The following is a 16,576-nucleotide window of genomic DNA, read 5'->3' on the forward strand; positions in this document are numbered from 1 at the left end:
GCAGAGGAGCATGGCTCGTAACATCACGAATGATCATGCACACGCGAGCGCAGGCAAGGGTGGCCTCGATACCTGATGCACCAACTGAGCTACTTCATTAGCACAGTGAAGCTTACATTTCCGACTGAGGTACAAAAAAGCCCTCGAAAGGTGAGGGCTTTTTCAACAACTGTGTCACAGACTTTTCACTAACTTGGCACAGTTTTCACTTTCTGTGGCACCCGACAACACCCTCAAACATCAATATTCCGCGCAATCAAAGCATTCTTCTCGATAAACGCCCGACGCGGTTCCACATTGTCGCCCATCAGCGTCGTGAAGATATCATCCGCCGCCATGGCATCCTCGATCTGCACCCGCATCAACCGCCGTACAGTCGGGTCCATCGTCGTTTCCCACAACTGATCCGGATTCATCTCACCCAGACCTTTATACCGCTGCACGGTCATATTGCGGCGCACTTCGTTCAGCAACCACTCCAGCGCGTCCTTGAACTCCCTGACCGGCTTTTCATGATCGCCACGCTTCACCACGGCATCCGCATCCAGCAGTCCAGACAGCATATCCGCGGTACGGCGCAGCTGCACATAGTCGCCCGAATGCAGGAAATCGTGATCCAGGTACTGGAAGGCGATATTGCCGTGCACGGTCTTTTTCAGACGCAGGATAAACGCATCGTTCTTGTCGTCATGATACGGCTCAAGCACAAAAGCCGGATCGGCAATGGCAGCCATCAAACGCGTAGCAGACTCGCGAGCCGCCGCTTCGCTGCTCATGTCCAGCGCGCCGGTTCTGAGCAAGGCATACAACACGGTCGGGTCGATCAAACGGCTTTCGCGCTCGATTACGGCCTGAGCCAGCAGGTACTGGCGGGCGATCAGGTCCAATGCCTGGCCTTCCAGCGGATCGGCACCGCTGCGAGGAATCAGCTGGGCACCGCTCAAGGCCAGTTTCAACAGGTACTGGTTGAGTTCGTGATCGTCCTTCTGGTACTGCTCGTTCTTGCCATGCTTGACCTTGTACAAGGGCGGCTGGGCAATGTAGACGTAACCGCGTTCGACCAGTTCGGGCAGCTGGCGATACAGGAAGGTCAGCAACAGGGTTCGAATGTGGGCGCCGTCCACGTCGGCATCGGTCATGATGATGATGCGGTGGTAGCGCAGTTTTTCCAGGTTGAAATCGTCCTTGCCGATGCCGCAACCGAGCGCGGTGATCAGGGTGGCGATCTGTTCGCTGGAAATCAGCTTGTCGAAGCGGGCGCGTTCTACGTTCAGCACCTTGCCGCGCAGGGGCAGGATGGCCTGGAACTTGCGATCGCGGCCTTGCTTGGCGGAACCGCCGGCGGAATCCCCTTCGACGATGTAGATCTCGGACAGGGCCGGATCCTTTTCCTGGCAGTCAGCCAGCTTGCCGGGCAGCCCCAGGCCGTCCATGACACCTTTGCGGCGGGTCAGTTCGCGGGCGCGGCGGGCGGCGTCGCGGGCACGGGCGGCGTCGACGATCTTGCCGCAGATGATCTTGGCTTCGATCGGGTTTTCCAGCAGGAAGTTGTTCAGTGCTTCGCTGATGACCTCGTTCACGATCGGACCGATTTCACTGGAGACCAGTTTGTCCTTGGTCTGGCTGCTGAACTTGGGGTCGGGCAATTTCACCGACAGCACGCAGGTGAGGCCTTCGCGCATATCGTCGCCGGCGGTCTCGATCTTGGCTTTCTTGGCGATCTCGCTTTTTTCGATATAGCCATTGAGCGTGCGTGTCATCACTTGGCGCAAGGCGGTCAGATGGCTACCGCCATCCCGCTGCGGGATATTGTTGGTGAAGCACTGCACGGTTTCCTGGTAGGAATCGTTCCATTGCATGGCGACTTCGACACTCATGCCGTCTTTTTCGCCAAGCGCGTAGAACACCTTTTGGTGCAAGGCGGTCTTGTTGCGATTCATGTACTCGACGAAGCCGCGTACACCGCCGGAATAGGAGAAGTTCTCTTCCTTGCCGTGCACACGGTCGATCAGCACGATGGCCACGCCGTTGTTGAGAAAACTCAACTCGCGAATGCGCTTGGCGAGGATATCGAAATGGAATTCGATCAGGCCAAAGGTTTCCGGTGAAGCCAGGAAATGCACTTCGGTACCGCGGTGTTCGGTCTTGCCGACGACTTTGAGTGGCTCCACCGCTTCGCCTTGGCGGAATTCCATGCTGTGCACCTTGCCGTCGCGACGGATGGTGAGCCGCAGCCAGTCCGACAAGGCATTGACGACGGATACGCCCACGCCGTGCAGACCGCCGGATACCTTGTAGCTGTTCTGGTCGAATTTACCGCCGGCGTGCAGTTCGGTCATGACGATTTCGGCGGCGGAGCGCTTGAATTCGTCGTCTTCCTTGATATCGGTGGGGATGCCACGGCCGTTGTCTTCCACCGAAATGGAATTATCCGGGTGGATGATGACCTTGATCTCGTTGCAGTGACCAGCCAGCGCTTCGTCGATTGCATTGTCCAGCACTTCGAACACCATGTGGTGCAAGCCGCTGCCGTCTTGGGTATCGCCGATATACATGCCAGGGCGTTTACGTACGGCCTCCAGGCCTTTCAACACCTTGATACTGTCTGCGCCGTATTCCTGATCGCTCATCTTTTATCCACCTGCTGCTGTACTGATAAAAATGCCAAAGCCGGCCGAGATGGCCGGCTTGGTCATGCGGCCGCGCCTAAATGCGCATTGGCATCACGACATACTTGAAATTGGGTTCTTCCGGAACGGTTACCAGGGTACTGCTGGTGGCATGGTCGCCAAAGGCAAAAACCAGTGCTTCATGGTCCAGGTTGGTCAGCACGTCGATGAGGTAACCGATGTTGAAGCCGATATCGAGCGGATCGCCCTGGTAAGGAATCTCCAACTCTTCGGTCGCTTCTTCCTGCTCGCTGTTGTTGCAGATGATCTTCAAGGTCCCGTCGCCCAATACGATGCGAACGCCACGGAATTTCTCGTTGGAGAGAATGGCTGCGCGCTGCAGGGACGACAGCAGCTGCTGACGGTTCAGCGGTACCAGCTTGTCGTTGCCGGTTGGTACCACCCGGTTGTAGTCCGGGAACTTGCCGTCCACGACCTTGGAATGGATGACGATATTGCCGAACGCGAATTTGACCTGGTTCTGCGCGATCTCGATGGTGACTTCGTCGTCGATGTCAGCCAGCAGCTTGTACAGCTCGAGGATGGTCTTGCGCGGCAGGATGACTTCGTTGCGTTCGACTTCGTGTTCCATTTCGCAGGCAACAAAAGCCAGGCGATGGCCGTCGGTGGCGACCAGCTTGAATTCCTTGCCTTCGGTCAGGATGAACAGACCGTTCAGGTAATAGCGGATGTCCTGATGCGCCATGGCGTATTGAACCCGGCTGATCAGGTTCTTCAGCTGGCGTTGCGGCAGTTTGATCACGCTCTTGACGCTGGTATCGATGGTCAGTCGCGGGAAGTCCTGTGCCGGCAGCGTTTGCAGATTGAAGCGGCTCTTGCCTGCCTTGACGGTCAGGCGGCTGTCGTCCTGGTCCAGGTTGACGGTAGTGCCGTCCGGGATGGCACGCAAGATATCTTGGAACTTCTTGGCCGATACGGTCAGCTGAAAATCACTGCCTTCAGGGCTGGGGTACTCGGTCGTGATCTGGATTTCCAGATCGGTCGCCAGGAAGGTGAGCATCCCGTTCTGCTTGCCAATCAGTACGTTCGACAGGATAGGCAGCGTGTGACGACGCTCGACGATACCGGTGACGGTAGCCAGCGGCTTGAGCAGGGAATCGCGTTCTGCTTGTATCAGCAACATAATGTAGTAGTTCCTGAAGATAGATAAATAGAGGTAGCCAGTTTCTGTGGAAAACCCGTTTTCCACTTCTGCTTCAGTACCTTACCGCCAAATCTCGCTGTGGATAGTCTTGCCTGCCGTTGTGTATCGATTGTGTTCGCTTTTCGGCGCCAATCTGCAATGCAAGCTTATCCACATTTCTTGCGGAAGCGCTGAACAAATGTCGGTGGAGAACTGTCAGTTCACCACTTTTCATTAAAAATCAACGACATCTCGTTTAAATCCCCTCAAGCGGCCTGTGGCGGGAGTGTCGCGCTACAGGGCGAGGGGGTGTTCGGCACTTCCCTTAAAACCATTCCGGCCTGGCTCAGTTACGCAGGATCTGGGCCAGGACGTTGTAATCGTGATTCATCGTCGCGTCGCCTTGCTTCAGCGCCGCGATGGTCTTGCAGGCATGCATCACCGTGGTGTGGTCACGGCCGCCAAAGGCTTCGCCGATGGCCGGCAGGCTCATCTGGGTCAGATCCTTGGCGAGCGCCATGGCCACCTGGCGCGGACGAGCAATGTCGCGAGTCCGCTTTTTGGAGTGCATGTCGGAAACCTTGATCTTGTAGAAATCAGCCACCGTCTTCTGGATGTTCTCTACCGAAATCAGTTTGTTACCGGAAGCCAGGATATCCTTCAGCGCTTCCTTTGCCACTTCCAGCGTGATCTGCTCGCCGGTGAAGCGCGAGTAGGCCAGCACCCGTTTCAGGGCGCCTTCCAGTTCGCGCACATTCGAGCGGATATGCTTGGCGATAAAGAACGACACGCTGGAATCGAGCTTGAAGCCTTCCGACTCGGCCTTCTTGTGCAGAATCGCCACCCGCATTTCCAGCTCGGGCGGTTCGATCGCCACGGTCAGGCCCCAGCCGAAGCGGGAGATCAGCCGGTCTTCAATTCCCTCGATCTCCTTCGGATAGCGGTCCGAGGTGATGATGACTTGGCGATGGCCTTCGATCAGCGCATTGAAGGCGTAGAAGAACTCTTCCTGGGTGCGGTTCTTGCCGGAGAAGAACTGGATATCGTCGATCAGCAACAGGTCCAGGGAGTGGTAGTAGCGCTTGAACTCGTCGAAAGCCTTGTGCTGATAGGCGCGGACCACGTCGGCAACATAGCGCTCGGCGTGGATATAGCGAATTTTGGCATCGGGCCGGTGTTGGTGCACCAGATTGCCGATGGCCTGGATCAAGTGGGTCTTGCCCAGGCCCACGCCGCCATAGACGAACAGCGGGTTGTAGGCGGTGCCCGGGTTTTCGCCGATCTGTATGGCGGCGGCGCGGGCAAGTTGGTTGGCTTTACCGGTCACCAGCGTATCGAAGGTGAAATTCGGATTGAGCCGGGTGGTTTCGTTGGCCATCGCCAACTTGCCGGGCGGGCTGTGCGGTTTGGCAACCGTCGCGGCGGCCTGGGGCGCGGGTGTGCTGGTACCGCTGGCTACCTGTGGGCGCGCCTGGGCTTCGCCCACGCGCAGTTCGATAAGGCAGCCGCCCTCGCCGAAATATTCGGCGGCGTACTTCTCGATACGCACCAGGAAACGGTCTTTGACGAACTGAAGCGAGAACTGGTTAGGCGCGTACAGCTGCAACGCCTCGTTCTCCACCGAGCAAGCCAGCGGCTTGATCCAGGTGTTGAACTGCTGCGCAGACAATTCCTCGGCGAACCGAGCAAGACAGTTCGGCCAAAATTGTTCAACGGGTAATGTCATTTTTTATAGGAATCGTGCGGCGCGGCCGAGGTTTGTGCGAACGGCAGTTCTAGCGCGACTGTACCTCAGGGGGCGCGCGGCCGGAGCGCTGCTGTCACATGCCAGGACAGGTGCGACAGCAGGGTTAATCGGCCGCTTATTCTAGTCACTTTCAGGAGGCTTATCCACAGGCTGTGGAAAATAAGGCCATTGACACATATGCTTTTTTTCCGTCTAATCACACGTTTATTCACACGACACGCCAAGTCTTCAGGGGCACCGCAATGAAACGTACATACCAACCTTCCGTTATTCGTCGCAAGCGTACCCATGGTTTCCTGGTTCGCAGCCGTACCCGTGGTGGTCGCGCCGTTCTGGCCGCACGCCGCGCCAAGGGCCGTCACAGCCTTTCGGTTTGAGCGACGCTTGACGTACCGCTTCACTAGGCAGCAACGCTTGTTAAAAACGGATGAATTTTCATCCGTTTTTAATTTGCGCCGTACCCAGGCAAATTCTTTTTTCCAGGTATGGGTCAAGCCGAACGAGCTGGACCGGGCTCGGATGGGCGTTGTGGTCTCGAAAAAAGTCCAACGCCGTGCCGTGGGCCGCAACCTGATCAAGCGTACCGCGCGCGAGCTGTTCCGACACGAGGCGGCCAAGCTGGTTGGGCTGGATCTGATCGTGCGGGCCAAGCGTTCGTTTCATCGCAGCGAAGCCGCCGAAGCACGCGCCGCCTTGTTGCGCCTGTTCGCACGGGTTTCGCCATGTCGCGCCTCCTGATCCTGCTTTTTCAGCTCTATCGCTACACCTTGCGGCCTATCTTGGGCGCAAATTGCCGTTACACACCGAGCTGTTCCCAATACGCGATCGAAGCCGTGCGCCGTCATGGCGCGTATCGTGGTGGATGGCTTACAATCCGCCGGCTTTGCCGCTGCCACCCATGGGGCGGCCACGGGCACGACCCGGTGCCCTGACTCCCGACGAGAATTCCGCGCATGGATACCAAACGTCTTATTCTATTTATCGTACTGTCCTTTGCCATCCTGTTCGGTTGGCAACGCTGGTTCGCGCCTCCACCTCCCGTGGTCCCGACCGTTGCCCAGCAGGCCGCGACAGCAGCGACGCCGGCCGCCAATGCGGCGCTGGTTGAAGCGCCCAACAAGCTGCAGCAAGGCAGCCGCATCAAGGTGGCGACCGATCTGGTCAACGCCGAGATCGATACCATGGGCGGCGACCTGCGCAAGCTGGCACTGCTCAAGCATGGCGAGCACGACGATCCCAAGAAGCCGCTGGTCCTGTTCCAGGAAAGCGCCGACCATACCTATGTCGCGCAGACGGGCCTGATGAAGACCGGTATGCCGGGTCTGCCGACCCATCGCACCCTGTTCACCAGCAAGGATAGCGTCGTCACGCTGCAGCCTGGCCAGGATAGCGTGACCGTGCGCCTGGAAGCGGCGGAAGTCGGCGGCGTCAAGGTTGCCAAGCTCTACACCTTCAAGCGCGGCAGCTACCGCATCGAAGTGAAGTACGAGATCACCAACGGCACCGCGGCACCGCTGAGCTTGACCAGCTATTTCCGCCTGTTGCGCGACGGTGCCGAACCCAAGGGCAGCCCTCAGCATCTGGGTGCTTCGACCTTTACCGGTCCGGCGGTCTATACCAGCGAATCCAAGTTCCAGAAGGTGGCCTTCAAGGACATCGACAAGGATAAACACGAATATGCCAAGCAAGGCCGCGATGGCTGGGTGGCGATGCTGCAGCATTATTTCGCCACCGCCTGGCTGCTGAGCCCCAATGGCGGTGACAATGTCTGCGCCAAGCAGGCTTGTCGCTTCGAAGTGAAGTCGGTGGGTGATGGCCAGTACTATTCGGCCGGCGCCATCATCGACCTGCCGGCGATCGCCGCCGGCGCAACGGGCGGGATCACCGTGCCGCTGTTCGCCGGTCCGGAAGAAACCCGTGCCCTCGAAAGCGCCGCGCCTGGCCTGGTCCTGGTCAAGGATTATGGCTACTTCAAGGTGATCGCCGAGCCGATGTTCTGGCTGCTTGACCAGATCCACTCGCTGGTGGGCAACTGGGGCTGGGCCATCGTACTGTTCACCCTGGTGATCAAGTTCGCCTTCTACCCCCTCTCGGCCGCCAGCGCCCGCTCGATGGCCAAGATGAAGAAGCTGGCTCCGCGCATGCAGCAGCTTAAGGAACAATACGGCGACGACCGCATGAAGTTCCAGCAGGCCGTGATGGAGATGTACAAGAAGGAAAAGGCCAATCCGCTGTCCGGCTGCCTGCCCGTACTGATCCAGATGCCGATCTTCATCGGCCTGTACTGGATGTTGCTGGCCGCCGTGGAACTGCGCCAAGCACCGTGGATGCTATGGATCAATGACCTGTCGGTACAGGATCCTTACTACGTGCTGCCCATCCTGATGGCCATCACCATGTATGTGCAGACCCTGTTCAACCCGCCGAACGCGGATCCGATGCAGGAAAAGATGATGAAGATCATGCCGCTGGTGTTCTCCATCATGTTCCTGTTCTTCCCGGCCGGCCTGGTGTTGTACTACGTGATCAACAACGTCTTTACGATCGTACAGAGCTGGTACATCAATCGCCAGATCGAAAGGGCCGACACCAAGGCCGCTTGAGTGCGATTGATTGTTTGATCCGTCTCGACTTTGCCGCCCTAGGGCGGCAAAGTTGTTTCTATTCCCTGCCCATCGAGTTCGCCATGTCACTTTCGCCTCGCCGCGACACCATCGCCGCCATTGCCACCGCGCCCGGACGGGGTGGGGTGGGGGTGGTGCGCCTGTCGGGTGCCGATCTCGGCGCACTGGCAAGCCAACTGGCCGGCAAGCCGCTGCAGCCTCGCCATGCCCACTATGTCGATTTCCGCGATGGCGGCGGCGAGCTGATCGACCAAGGTTTGGCACTGTATTTCCCGGGCCCCCGCTCATTTACCGGCGAAGATGTGTTGGAGTTGCAGGGCCACGGCGGCCCGGTCGTAATGCAGATGCTGCTGCGACGCTGCCTGGAGCTGGGCGCGCGGCTGGCGGAACCGGGCGAATTCACCCGCCGGGCCTTTCTCAACGACAAGCTTGACCTGGCCCAGGCCGAAAGCGTGGCCGATTTGATCGATGCGGGCTCCGAAGCCGCTGCCCGTTCGGCCTTGCGTTCGCTGGCGGGCGCGTTTTCCGGCCAGATCAATGTGCTGGTCCAGCGGCTTATCGATCTGCGTATGCTGGTGGAAGCGACCTTGGATTTCCCCGAAGAGGATATCGATTTTCTGGAAGCGGCCGATGCGCGCGGCAAACTAACGGCTATCGCAGCCCAGCTACAGACGGTACTGGGTACTGCTCGCCAGGGCAGCTTGCTGCGTGAGGGCATGCATGTCGTCTTGATCGGCCAGCCCAATGTCGGCAAGTCCAGCCTGATGAATGCCTTGGCCGGCGATGAGGTCGCCATCGTGACCGATATCGCCGGTACCACCCGCGACACGGTGCGCGAACTGATACAGCTCGATGGCGTGCCCATGCATATCATCGACACGGCCGGCCTGCGCGAGACCGACGATACGGTGGAAAAAATCGGAATCGCCCGTACCTGGCAAGCAGTGGAGAAGGCCGATCTCGCTTTGCTGCTGATCGATAGCCGCGAAGGCATCACCGAGCACGACCGCGTCATTCTGGCGCGGCTGCCGGATGCGCTGCCGCGCCTGCACGTCTTCAACAAGATCGACCTGACCGGTGAAACCCTGGGCCAGGGCGAAGAGGACGGTCACCCGGTTCTGCGCCTATCGGCAAAGGCCGGCCTGGGCCTGGATGCCCTGCGCGCCAAGTTGCTGGAGATGGTGGGTTGGGGCGGCAGCGATGCCGGCGTGTTCCTGGCACGGGAACGCCACCTCGACGCCATACGCCGTGCCGATCAGCACTTGGTGACGGCCGCTGCGGTGTGGCAGCAAGTGGAATTGTTCGCGGAGGAGCTGAGGCTGGCGCAGCTGGCGCTATCGTCCATTACCGGCGAGTTCAGCGCGGATGATTTGCTGGGCGAGATTTTCAGCCGGTTTTGCATCGGCAAGTAGCGTGGAAATCGAAAGCGCCTGGCGAAAGGCGTGGCATAAGCATAGCTGCAGGCTTTCTACCTTGATCAAGCCATAGCGAACTATACTGCCCCCGACTCCCCTGGCTTGAGTGCACGCAATATTTCAGTGCGCCCTAGTGGAGCATTTGCCACAGCCTGCACATCCAGCCACGGCTTGGATCTTCCCAACGCTGTCAAAGCATGCTTGAATAGCGCAACCGTTCAAACGCTTGTTTGAAATAGGTGCGGCGCGTCACCGCGTGCCGCATGCAGTGCGAGTGGCCAAACGCCAAACGCTCCCGCCTTCGTCGCCATCCGCGGCGAGCAATCCCGGCCCTGTCACACAGGGCCGTCTTCACCGGTGTGGCCGCCCGTCCGGGTCGTCATGCCAAGCCTTATCTCGAACTAGACCAAGTCGCGTGCCATGCCGCGAGGGGACACCGTGACGCTCGTCTTAGGACCGCGCCGCGTGTTGTCGTTAGACAGGGGTTTTGCCGTTGCCAAATCAAACGTCCGCACGCCGGACCTGCCGATACGTTTGATTTGGAAATGGAACTGAAGGCGAGGAGCTTGCATGAAAATAGCGATTCCAGCGGAACGGGCCACGCGTGAAACGCGCGTGGCCGCGACGCCCGAGACGGTAAGGAAATATGTGGCGATGGGGCATACGGTCCAGGTGCAAAGCGGTGCCGGCCAGGCTTCGGCCATACCCGATGCCGCCTTTGCCGAGGCCGGCGCCACCATTGCGGCCGACTACGCCGCCACCGTGGCCGATGCCCAACTGGTGCTCAAGGTCAGGGCGCCCTCGGCTGAAGAAATCACGCCCCTGAAAAACGGCGCGGCGGTGATTGCCCTCTGCGATCCCTATCGCAATAGCCTATTGGCCGACTATGCGGCACAAGGCATCGATTTATTCGCCATGGAACTGGTACCCCGCACCACGCGGGCGCAGGCCATGGATGTGCTGTCATCGCAGGCCAATATCGCCGGCTACAAGGCGGTATTGTTGGCCACCGAGTTCTATCCCCGCTTTATGCCCATGATGATGACCGCGGCCGGCACGGTAAAGCCGGCGCGGGTATTGGTCCTGGGCGCCGGCGTGGCCGGCTTGCAGGCAATCGCAACCGCCAAGCGCCTGGGTGCGATAGTCGAAGCATTCGATGTACGGCCGGTCGCCAAGGAACAGGTGGAATCGCTGGGCGGTAAATTCGTGGAAGTCCCCTTGAACGAGGAAGAGAAGAAGCAGGCGGAAACCGCCGGCGGCTACGCCCGCGAGATGTCGGACGATTACAAGCAACGCCAGGCCGCCCTGGTCGACAAGCATGCCCGCAATGCCGATATCGTGATCACCACGGCCCTGATCCCTGGGCGTCCCGCACCCGTGCTGATCCAGCCCGAAACGGTCGCCGGCATGAAAGCCGGCAGCGTGCTGGTGGACCTGGCGGTGGAAAACGGCGGCAACTGCCCCTTATCCCGCTTGAACGAAGTGGTCATCACCGAGCAAGGCGTCAAGCTGATTGGCTATGCCAATCTGCCCGGCTTGGTGGCCGCCGATGCCTCCGCCCTCTACGCGCGCAATCTGCTCAATTTCGCCGGCCTGATCCTGGACAAGGAAAAAGGCTATGTGCTGAACCGCGACGACGACATCGTGGCGGCCAGCCTGGTGACGCACGGCGGCGAAGTCTTGTTCGGCCGCGCCGCTTGAACCGCCGACCCATCGAATTCATGCTTTCAGGGAGTTATCCATGAGCACCACCGAAAACGTCGCGCAGGCCGCGACGCAAGCGAGCCAGGCCGTTCAGCACCTGCCGGTCGAGCAGCTTGTCCAGACGCCCTTCGTGGCCACCTTCACCATTTTCGTGCTGGCCATCTTTATCGGCTACCACGTGGTTTGGAACGTTACCCCGGCACTGCATACCCCCTTGATGGCGGTAACCAATGCGCTTTCATCCATCATCATCGTGGGGGCGGTATTGCAGACCGTGCATATCGGTGGCGAAGCCATCACGCTGACTTCGGTACTCGGCGCCGTGGCGGTTTTTCTCGCCAGCGTGAATATCTTCGGCGGTTTCGCGGTGACCTCGCGGATGCTGGAAATGTTCAAGAAAAAGAAGAAGTGAGGGAGCGACCATGACCGCTATCGCGCAATACGCCGACTGGATCTACCTGATCGCCGCCGTGCTTTTCATCCTGACCCTCAAAGGGCTGTCCAGCCCCACCGGCGCAATCGCCGGCAACCGCTACGGCATGCTGGGCATGGGGCTGGCCGTGCTGGTCACCCTGGTATTGGCACCCAGTCCCAACTTTGTACTGATCGTGCTCGCCATGGTGGCAGGCGCGCTGTTGGGAACTTATCGCGCCAAGACCGTGCCGATGACGCAAATGCCGGAAACCGTGGCCATGATGCACTCCGCGGTGGGCTTGGCCGCCGTGCTGATCGCCTTGGCCGCCGTGCATAACGGCGACCAGCATCACACCACCGTGCAACGCATCGAGCTGTTCGTCGGCTGCTTTATCGGCGGTATTACCTTTACCGCCTCGGTGGTGGCTTGGGGCAAGCTCAGCGCCAAGCTGGCCGCCAAACCGCTCAAAGGCGGCTGGGTCAAACCCATGCAGATCGTCCTGGCGCTGGGCATGCTGGGGTTCGGTGCGCATTATTTCATCACCGAAAATCTGTGTTCCTTCTGGATCATGACCGGCTTTTCGGTAGTGCTTGGCTACTTCCTGATCGCACCCATCGGCGGTGGCGATATGCCTGTGGTGGTCTCGATGCTGAATAGCTACTCGGGCTGGGCGGCGGCCGGTATCGGGTTCACCCTGAACAACGCGGTGTTGATCATTGCCGGTTCGCTGGTCGGATCTTCCGGCGCCATTCTTAGCTACATCATGTGCAAGGCCATGAACCGGTCCCTGCTGAATGTGATCTTCGGCGGCGGTATGGGGGGCGATAGCGCCGTGGCGGCAAGTGGTGACGTGGTTCAGAAGCCATACAAGTCGGGCAGTGCCGACGATGCCGCCTTTATGATGGGGAATGCCGATTCCGTGGTGATCGTGCCCGGCTATGGCCTAGCCGTGTCGCGCGCCCAGCATGCCCTGCAGGAATATGCCCGGGCACTGTCGGAAAAGGGTGTCACCGTACGTTACGCCATCCACCCGGTAGCGGGCCGCATGCCTGGCCATATGAATGTGCTGCTGGCCGAAGCGGAAGTCCCCTACGAGCAAGTCCAGGAAATGGACGAGATCAATTCCGACTTCGCCAATACGGATGTCGTCCTGGTGATCGGCGCCAACGACGTGGTGAACCCGGCCGCACAGCGCGACAAGCAAAGCCCCATCTATGGCATGCCCATCCTGGATGCGCACAAGGCACGCACGGTGATCGTGGTGAAACGGTCCATGAGTGCCGGCTACGCTGGCTTGGACAACGACCTGTTCTATATGGACAAGACCATGATGGTATTCGGCGATGCCAAGAAGGTGGTGGAGGACATGGTCAAATCGTTGGCCTGAGTCTTGGTACGCTACGCCGATTCGCCATCCTCGCGGGTGGCGAACAAGGCGGCTTCGAACGTGGCCCAGTCGGCTTGCCGGCTGGCCACGATCAATTCGGCGCGGCAATCGCGCCGCCAGGCAATTTCACTCGCGCTGGCTTCGCCCGCGACCCAGTTGAACAGCAGCCAGCCGTGGTCGGTGTGAAATACGCCCTTTGCGCGTTGCACTGCCGGTAGGCCGAATGCCGTATGGTCATGCAGGCTTTGGAACAACGTGGCCAATCGTTCGGCGGAGAAGCGCTGCGACGCGTCCCACAGCCAGCCCCGACTGGTTTGGCCATCCCCGTGGTTATCGCGATATTGCACGGTAGGCCCGGCGTGCAATGCGGTCGGCATCCGTGTCCGGGTACCGCTGCGCGCGGATAAGCTGGGCGGGACACGAGCCACATACTTCGATGTCATTCCAACACCGTTACTGGTCGCATCCAGCAGGGCCGGGTCGAACTCACCCTGGCAACCCGTAGTCACGGCCAGCTTGGGTGGAAACATCGCGGCTGCCAAAGCCTGAAAACGGTCGATCTGCGCCGCATCGGCCCGGTCGCATTTATTGGCCACCAATACATCGGCCAAGCTCAGCTGGTCGCGCCAGATTTCGTGACTGGTGTAGCGGCTGTCGTCCAGGTGACGGGGATCGACCAGGGTAATGGTGGCGCGCAGGTCCAGTACCGCGGCAAGAAAAGGGTCGCGCAATACATCGATAATGCCGGCCGGGTGACCCAAGCCCGACGGTTCGATGATCAGTCTATCCGGCCGGCGGCTTTGCAGCAGCCGGGTCAGGCTGACCCGCAACATCGGGCTGGTGGTGCAGCAAATGCAACCACCCGGCACCTCGACCACGTTCAGGGTATCGCTGGCCTCGCTCAGGGCGGCGCCGTCTATACCCACCTCGCCGAACTCATTGACCAGCACCGCCCAATATTCGTCGGCTGGTTTGTTGGCCAGCAGGCGGCGTATGGCCGTGGTCTTCCCGACACCGAGAAAGCCGGTAATCAGATTCACCGGTACGGGCTGTCTAGTTGGCTTTTCGGCCATCGCTTGCTGGTCTTTCAAGGTTTTTCGACAATGGCGGCGATGCCCATGCCGCCGGCGGTGCAGATGGAAATCAGACCCCGCCCGCTGCCCCGCTGGTTAAGCAGCTTTGCCAGGTTGGCCAGGATGCGTCCGCCGGTGGCGGCGAAGGGATGACCGAAAGCCAGCGAACTACCATTCACATTCACGCGCGCGGGGTCGATGCTGCCCAAGGCGCCGGCCAAGCCAAGCCGTTCGCGGCAGTATTTGTCCGATTCCCAGGCCCGCAGGGTGCAGAGCACCTGCGCGGCAAAGGCTTCGTGGATCTCATAGAAATCAAAGTCTTGCAGGCTCAAGCCGGTCGCTTGCAACAAGCGTGCTACCGCCACGGTGGGCGCCATCAACAAGCCTTCGCCGGCAACGAAATCGACCGAGGCGGTTCTCACCGGACCCAGGTAAGCCTGTATCGGCAGACCACGCGCCTCGGCCCATTGTTCCGATGCAAGCAACACGCTGGATGCGCCGTCGGTCAACGGTGTGCTGTTACCGGCCGTCAAGGTGCCTTGGCCTGATTGACGGTCGAAGGCGGGTTTGAGCGTGGCCAGTTTTTCCAGGGTGGTATCGGGCCGCAAGTGGTTATCGCCACTCACGCCGGCAAAGGGCACGATCAGGTCGTCGAAAAATCCATTCTTCAGCGCCGCCGCCGCTTTGTGATGGCTTTCGAAGGCCAGTCGGTCCTGGTCCTCGCGGGAGATATGCCACTCCTTCGCCATCATCTCGCAGTGCTGTCCCATGGACATCCTGGTACGCGGCTCGCCCGCCCCGGGCGATTGCGGCTTCAACTCACCCAGGCGGAAACCCTTGAACGCCGCCAGGCGTTGGCCCAGGGTCTTGGCATTGGCGACTTTGATCAGGCGATGGGCAAAGCGCTGGCCGAAGACGATGGGGGCATCCGAGGTGGTATCGGCACCCGCCGCGATGGCACTGTCGATTTCGCCGCAGGCGATTTTGGCACCGAGTTGCGCCGCTGCTTGCAGGCTGGTACCGCAAGCCATTTGTACAGTGTAGGCCGTGGTGAGCGGCGATAGCCGGCTGGACAACACGGCTTCGCGGGCGAGATTCCAGTCCTTGGAGTGCGAGATAACCGCCCCGGCACCCACCTCGCCGATTTCCACACCCGCCAAGCCGAAGCGATCGGACAGGCCGTTGATGGCGGCAGTCAGCATATCGAGGTTGGATTGGTCCTGATAAAGGGTGTTGGAACGGCAAAACGGAATGCGGCTGCCGCCGATGATGGCGACCCGGCGGGTGGAGGTGGACATGGTTGAACTCGGGGGGAAATACAAGAGTGTAAAGCAAGAAGCTGGTGGAGCAGGGGGAAGGGAGATGAATGACGAATTACGCCGCTAACTCGTTCCACCGGCACCAACCCTCAAATGGCAGTGATTGCGGTTCAGCGCGACTCCGTTGCGCGCCAATCTGCCTGGCTCGCAGCCATCAGTGCCGTCCAGTTGTCGGGTGGATTGCCGCGCCCCAGCATTTTCTCGAACACCGTGTACGGGTCAGATTTGCTGCCGGCCGACCGCAAGGTCGGCTCGTCGTTGACCAAAACGAACACAATTGCCCTGGCTTTAGAGTCGTAACGGAAAAACAGACGGAATCGCTGTCCTATCTTCGCGCGTCGCCAATGACGATATCCCGGCCCCAATGTATTTCCCTGACGGAACTCGCCACGCGAAGGATCACTCGGAACGACATCCAGAATCAGCTGGTTCAACGCTCGGAACAATTTGACGTTGGCATTGCCCTCGAATCCGTTGGGGTCGTTCTGTTCGGCCCGTTTGGCGGCCGCCTGCAGCTTACGCAACTGATCGATTACGCCCTCGTGAAATAGCAGCGTCCAACCATGTCGCTGCATCACAAGGCCACTTCGCCGTCGATGTCCTCATCGAGGTTCACCGCATGGGACGCATTCGCCAGCATGGCTAGCACCAAATCTTCCGGCAAGGACTGCACATTTCGCCCCGCCCGAATATCGGCTTCCAGCAGCGCCAGGAACTCACCGATTGCCGGGTCTTCGTGTCCAGCATCGGCACGTGTCACGACGACTTCTCCGTCGCGCAGATCGAACGCCACCTTGCTGCCAGTGTCCACGCCAAGCGCCTGCCGGATGGACTTAGGAAGCGTGATTTGACCTTTGGAGGTCAACGTCGCGACGTCGTGAATGTGAGACATATCAACTCTCCTTAAGGGCGTCTAAATTGTAAGGATATTTCCTTACTTGATCAATCTTAGATCCTACGTTTCCCATTTTTCCCATCAAGTGTGTCAGCGAATTCCTTTCAATATTTTCAATAGCTTTTGAGTTTCAGATCCCGCGCAAGATCAATTCGGCGGACTGCTCCGCAGTGAGACTTTCATC

General features: G+C 59.5%; 15 protein-coding genes. 8 read left to right on the plus strand and 7 right to left on the minus strand.

The genetic code is table 11. The features are described 5' to 3' along the window. Positions 1–233 precede the first annotated feature (233 nt). From gyrB to dnaA, 3 genes are all read right to left on the minus strand, one after another. Positions 234–2,630, minus strand: coding sequence for a DNA topoisomerase (ATP-hydrolyzing) subunit B (gene gyrB / locus FNU76_RS11130; protein ID WP_144278265.1), 2,397 nt, complete (start codon positions 2,628–2,630; stop codon positions 234–236). Between the two features lie 76 nt (positions 2,631–2,706). Then, complete coding sequence (gene dnaN / locus FNU76_RS11135) at positions 2,707–3,813, minus strand: DNA polymerase III subunit beta (protein WP_144278266.1); 1,107 nt, start codon at positions 3,811–3,813, stop codon at positions 2,707–2,709. Between the two features lie 346 nt (positions 3,814–4,159). Further along, complete coding sequence (dnaA, locus tag FNU76_RS11140) at positions 4,160–5,539, minus strand: chromosomal replication initiator protein DnaA (protein WP_144278267.1); 1,380 nt, start codon at positions 5,537–5,539, stop codon at positions 4,160–4,162. A gap of 263 nt (positions 5,540–5,802) precedes the next feature. Here dnaA and rpmH point away from each other — a divergent pair, with 263 nt between their 5' ends. The 8 genes from rpmH to FNU76_RS11180 all read left to right on the plus strand — a co-directional run bounded on the left by rpmH (position 5,803) and on the right by FNU76_RS11180 (position 13,105). Continuing rightward, on the plus strand, positions 5,803–5,937 hold the full coding sequence (gene rpmH / locus FNU76_RS11145; RefSeq protein ID WP_072426848.1) for a 50S ribosomal protein L34: 135 nt from the start codon (positions 5,803–5,805) through the stop codon (positions 5,935–5,937). Further along, positions 5,879–6,298: a ribonuclease P protein component gene (gene rnpA / locus FNU76_RS24530; RefSeq protein ID WP_223879355.1), complete on the plus strand. Its 420-nt coding sequence runs from the start codon at positions 5,879–5,881 to the stop codon at positions 6,296–6,298. Before rpmH ends, rnpA begins: the two co-directional genes overlap by 59 nt. After that, positions 6,283–6,492, plus strand: a complete 210-nt coding sequence (gene yidD / locus FNU76_RS11155) for a membrane protein insertion efficiency factor YidD (protein WP_144278269.1) — start codon at positions 6,283–6,285, stop codon at positions 6,490–6,492. The genes rnpA and yidD overlap by 16 nt, the downstream gene beginning before the upstream one ends. A 21-nt stretch (positions 6,493–6,513) precedes the next feature. After that, positions 6,514–8,163 (plus strand): membrane protein insertase YidC, encoded by a 1,650-nt coding sequence (gene yidC / locus FNU76_RS11160; RefSeq protein WP_144278270.1) that lies wholly within the window; start codon positions 6,514–6,516, stop codon positions 8,161–8,163. A gap of 83 nt (positions 8,164–8,246) precedes the next feature. Continuing rightward, a complete protein-coding gene (gene mnmE, locus FNU76_RS11165; protein WP_144278271.1) occupies positions 8,247–9,596 on the plus strand; it encodes a tRNA uridine-5-carboxymethylaminomethyl(34) synthesis GTPase MnmE in 1,350 nt (449 codons plus the stop codon). Positions 9,597–10,169: 573 nt separating this feature from the next. Further along, positions 10,170–11,300, plus strand: a complete 1,131-nt coding sequence (locus tag FNU76_RS11170) for a Re/Si-specific NAD(P)(+) transhydrogenase subunit alpha (protein WP_144278272.1) — start codon at positions 10,170–10,172, stop codon at positions 11,298–11,300. 40 nt (positions 11,301–11,340) lie between these two features. Beyond that, the gene (locus FNU76_RS11175; protein WP_144278273.1) at positions 11,341–11,715 is read left to right on the plus strand and encodes a proton-translocating transhydrogenase family protein; all 375 of its coding nucleotides are present in this window, start codon (positions 11,341–11,343) and stop codon (positions 11,713–11,715) included. Between the two features lie 10 nt (positions 11,716–11,725). Next, positions 11,726–13,105 (plus strand): NAD(P)(+) transhydrogenase (Re/Si-specific) subunit beta, encoded by a 1,380-nt coding sequence (locus FNU76_RS11180; RefSeq protein WP_144278274.1) that lies wholly within the window; start codon positions 11,726–11,728, stop codon positions 13,103–13,105. Positions 13,106–13,116: 11 nt separating this feature from the next. Here FNU76_RS11180 and FNU76_RS11185 read toward each other — a convergent pair whose 3' ends face one another. The 4 genes from FNU76_RS11185 to FNU76_RS11200 all read right to left on the minus strand — a co-directional run bounded on the left by FNU76_RS11185 (position 13,117) and on the right by FNU76_RS11200 (position 16,389). After that, the gene (locus FNU76_RS11185) at positions 13,117–14,196 is read right to left on the minus strand and encodes a CobW family GTP-binding protein (protein ID WP_144278275.1); all 1,080 of its coding nucleotides are present in this window, start codon (positions 14,194–14,196) and stop codon (positions 13,117–13,119) included. Next, positions 14,193–15,476: an acetyl-CoA C-acetyltransferase gene (locus tag FNU76_RS11190; RefSeq protein WP_144278276.1), complete on the minus strand. Its 1,284-nt coding sequence runs from the start codon at positions 15,474–15,476 to the stop codon at positions 14,193–14,195. Before FNU76_RS11190 ends, FNU76_RS11185 begins: the two co-directional genes overlap by 4 nt. 131 nt (positions 15,477–15,607) lie before the next feature. Beyond that, the gene (locus FNU76_RS11195) at positions 15,608–16,072 is read right to left on the minus strand and encodes a type II toxin-antitoxin system YhaV family toxin (RefSeq protein ID WP_144280646.1); all 465 of its coding nucleotides are present in this window, start codon (positions 16,070–16,072) and stop codon (positions 15,608–15,610) included. Then, entirely contained in the window at positions 16,072–16,389 is a 318-nt protein-coding gene (locus FNU76_RS11200) for a type II toxin-antitoxin system PrlF family antitoxin (protein ID WP_144278277.1), read from the minus strand. Before FNU76_RS11200 ends, FNU76_RS11195 begins: the two co-directional genes overlap by 1 nt. Positions 16,390–16,576 lie beyond the last annotated feature (187 nt).

It is taken from the genome of Chitinimonas arctica (assembly GCF_007431345.1).
Classification (GTDB): Bacteria; Pseudomonadota; Gammaproteobacteria; order Burkholderiales; family Chitinimonadaceae; genus Chitinimonas; species Chitinimonas arctica.

Bases quoted from the DNA above. Each gene is read 5' to 3' on its own strand.
- FNU76_RS11195 (WP_144280646.1), bottom strand. From the start codon at position 16,072: ATGCAGCGACATGGTTGGACGCTGCTATTTCACGAGGGCGTAATCGAT.
- yidC (WP_144278270.1), top strand. From the start codon at position 6,514: ATGGATACCAAACGTCTTATTCTATTTATCGTACTGTCCTTTGCCATC.
- FNU76_RS11175 (WP_144278273.1), top strand. From the start codon at position 11,341: ATGAGCACCACCGAAAACGTCGCGCAGGCCGCGACGCAAGCGAGCCAG.
- FNU76_RS11180 (WP_144278274.1), top strand. From the start codon at position 11,726: ATGACCGCTATCGCGCAATACGCCGACTGGATCTACCTGATCGCCGCC.
- FNU76_RS11200 (WP_144278277.1), bottom strand. From the start codon at position 16,389: ATGTCTCACATTCACGACGTCGCGACGTTGACCTCCAAAGGTCAAATC.
- rpmH (WP_072426848.1), top strand. From the start codon at position 5,803: ATGAAACGTACATACCAACCTTCCGTTATTCGTCGCAAGCGTACCCAT.
- yidD (WP_144278269.1), top strand. From the start codon at position 6,283: ATGTCGCGCCTCCTGATCCTGCTTTTTCAGCTCTATCGCTACACCTTG.
- FNU76_RS11190 (WP_144278276.1), bottom strand. From the start codon at position 15,476: ATGTCCACCTCCACCCGCCGGGTCGCCATCATCGGCGGCAGCCGCATT.
- dnaA (WP_144278267.1), bottom strand. From the start codon at position 5,539: ATGACATTACCCGTTGAACAATTTTGGCCGAACTGTCTTGCTCGGTTC.
- dnaN (WP_144278266.1), bottom strand. From the start codon at position 3,813: ATGTTGCTGATACAAGCAGAACGCGATTCCCTGCTCAAGCCGCTGGCT.
- mnmE (WP_144278271.1), top strand. From the start codon at position 8,247: ATGTCACTTTCGCCTCGCCGCGACACCATCGCCGCCATTGCCACCGCG.
- FNU76_RS11170 (WP_144278272.1), top strand. From the start codon at position 10,170: ATGAAAATAGCGATTCCAGCGGAACGGGCCACGCGTGAAACGCGCGTG.
- gyrB (WP_144278265.1), bottom strand. From the start codon at position 2,630: ATGAGCGATCAGGAATACGGCGCAGACAGTATCAAGGTGTTGAAAGGC.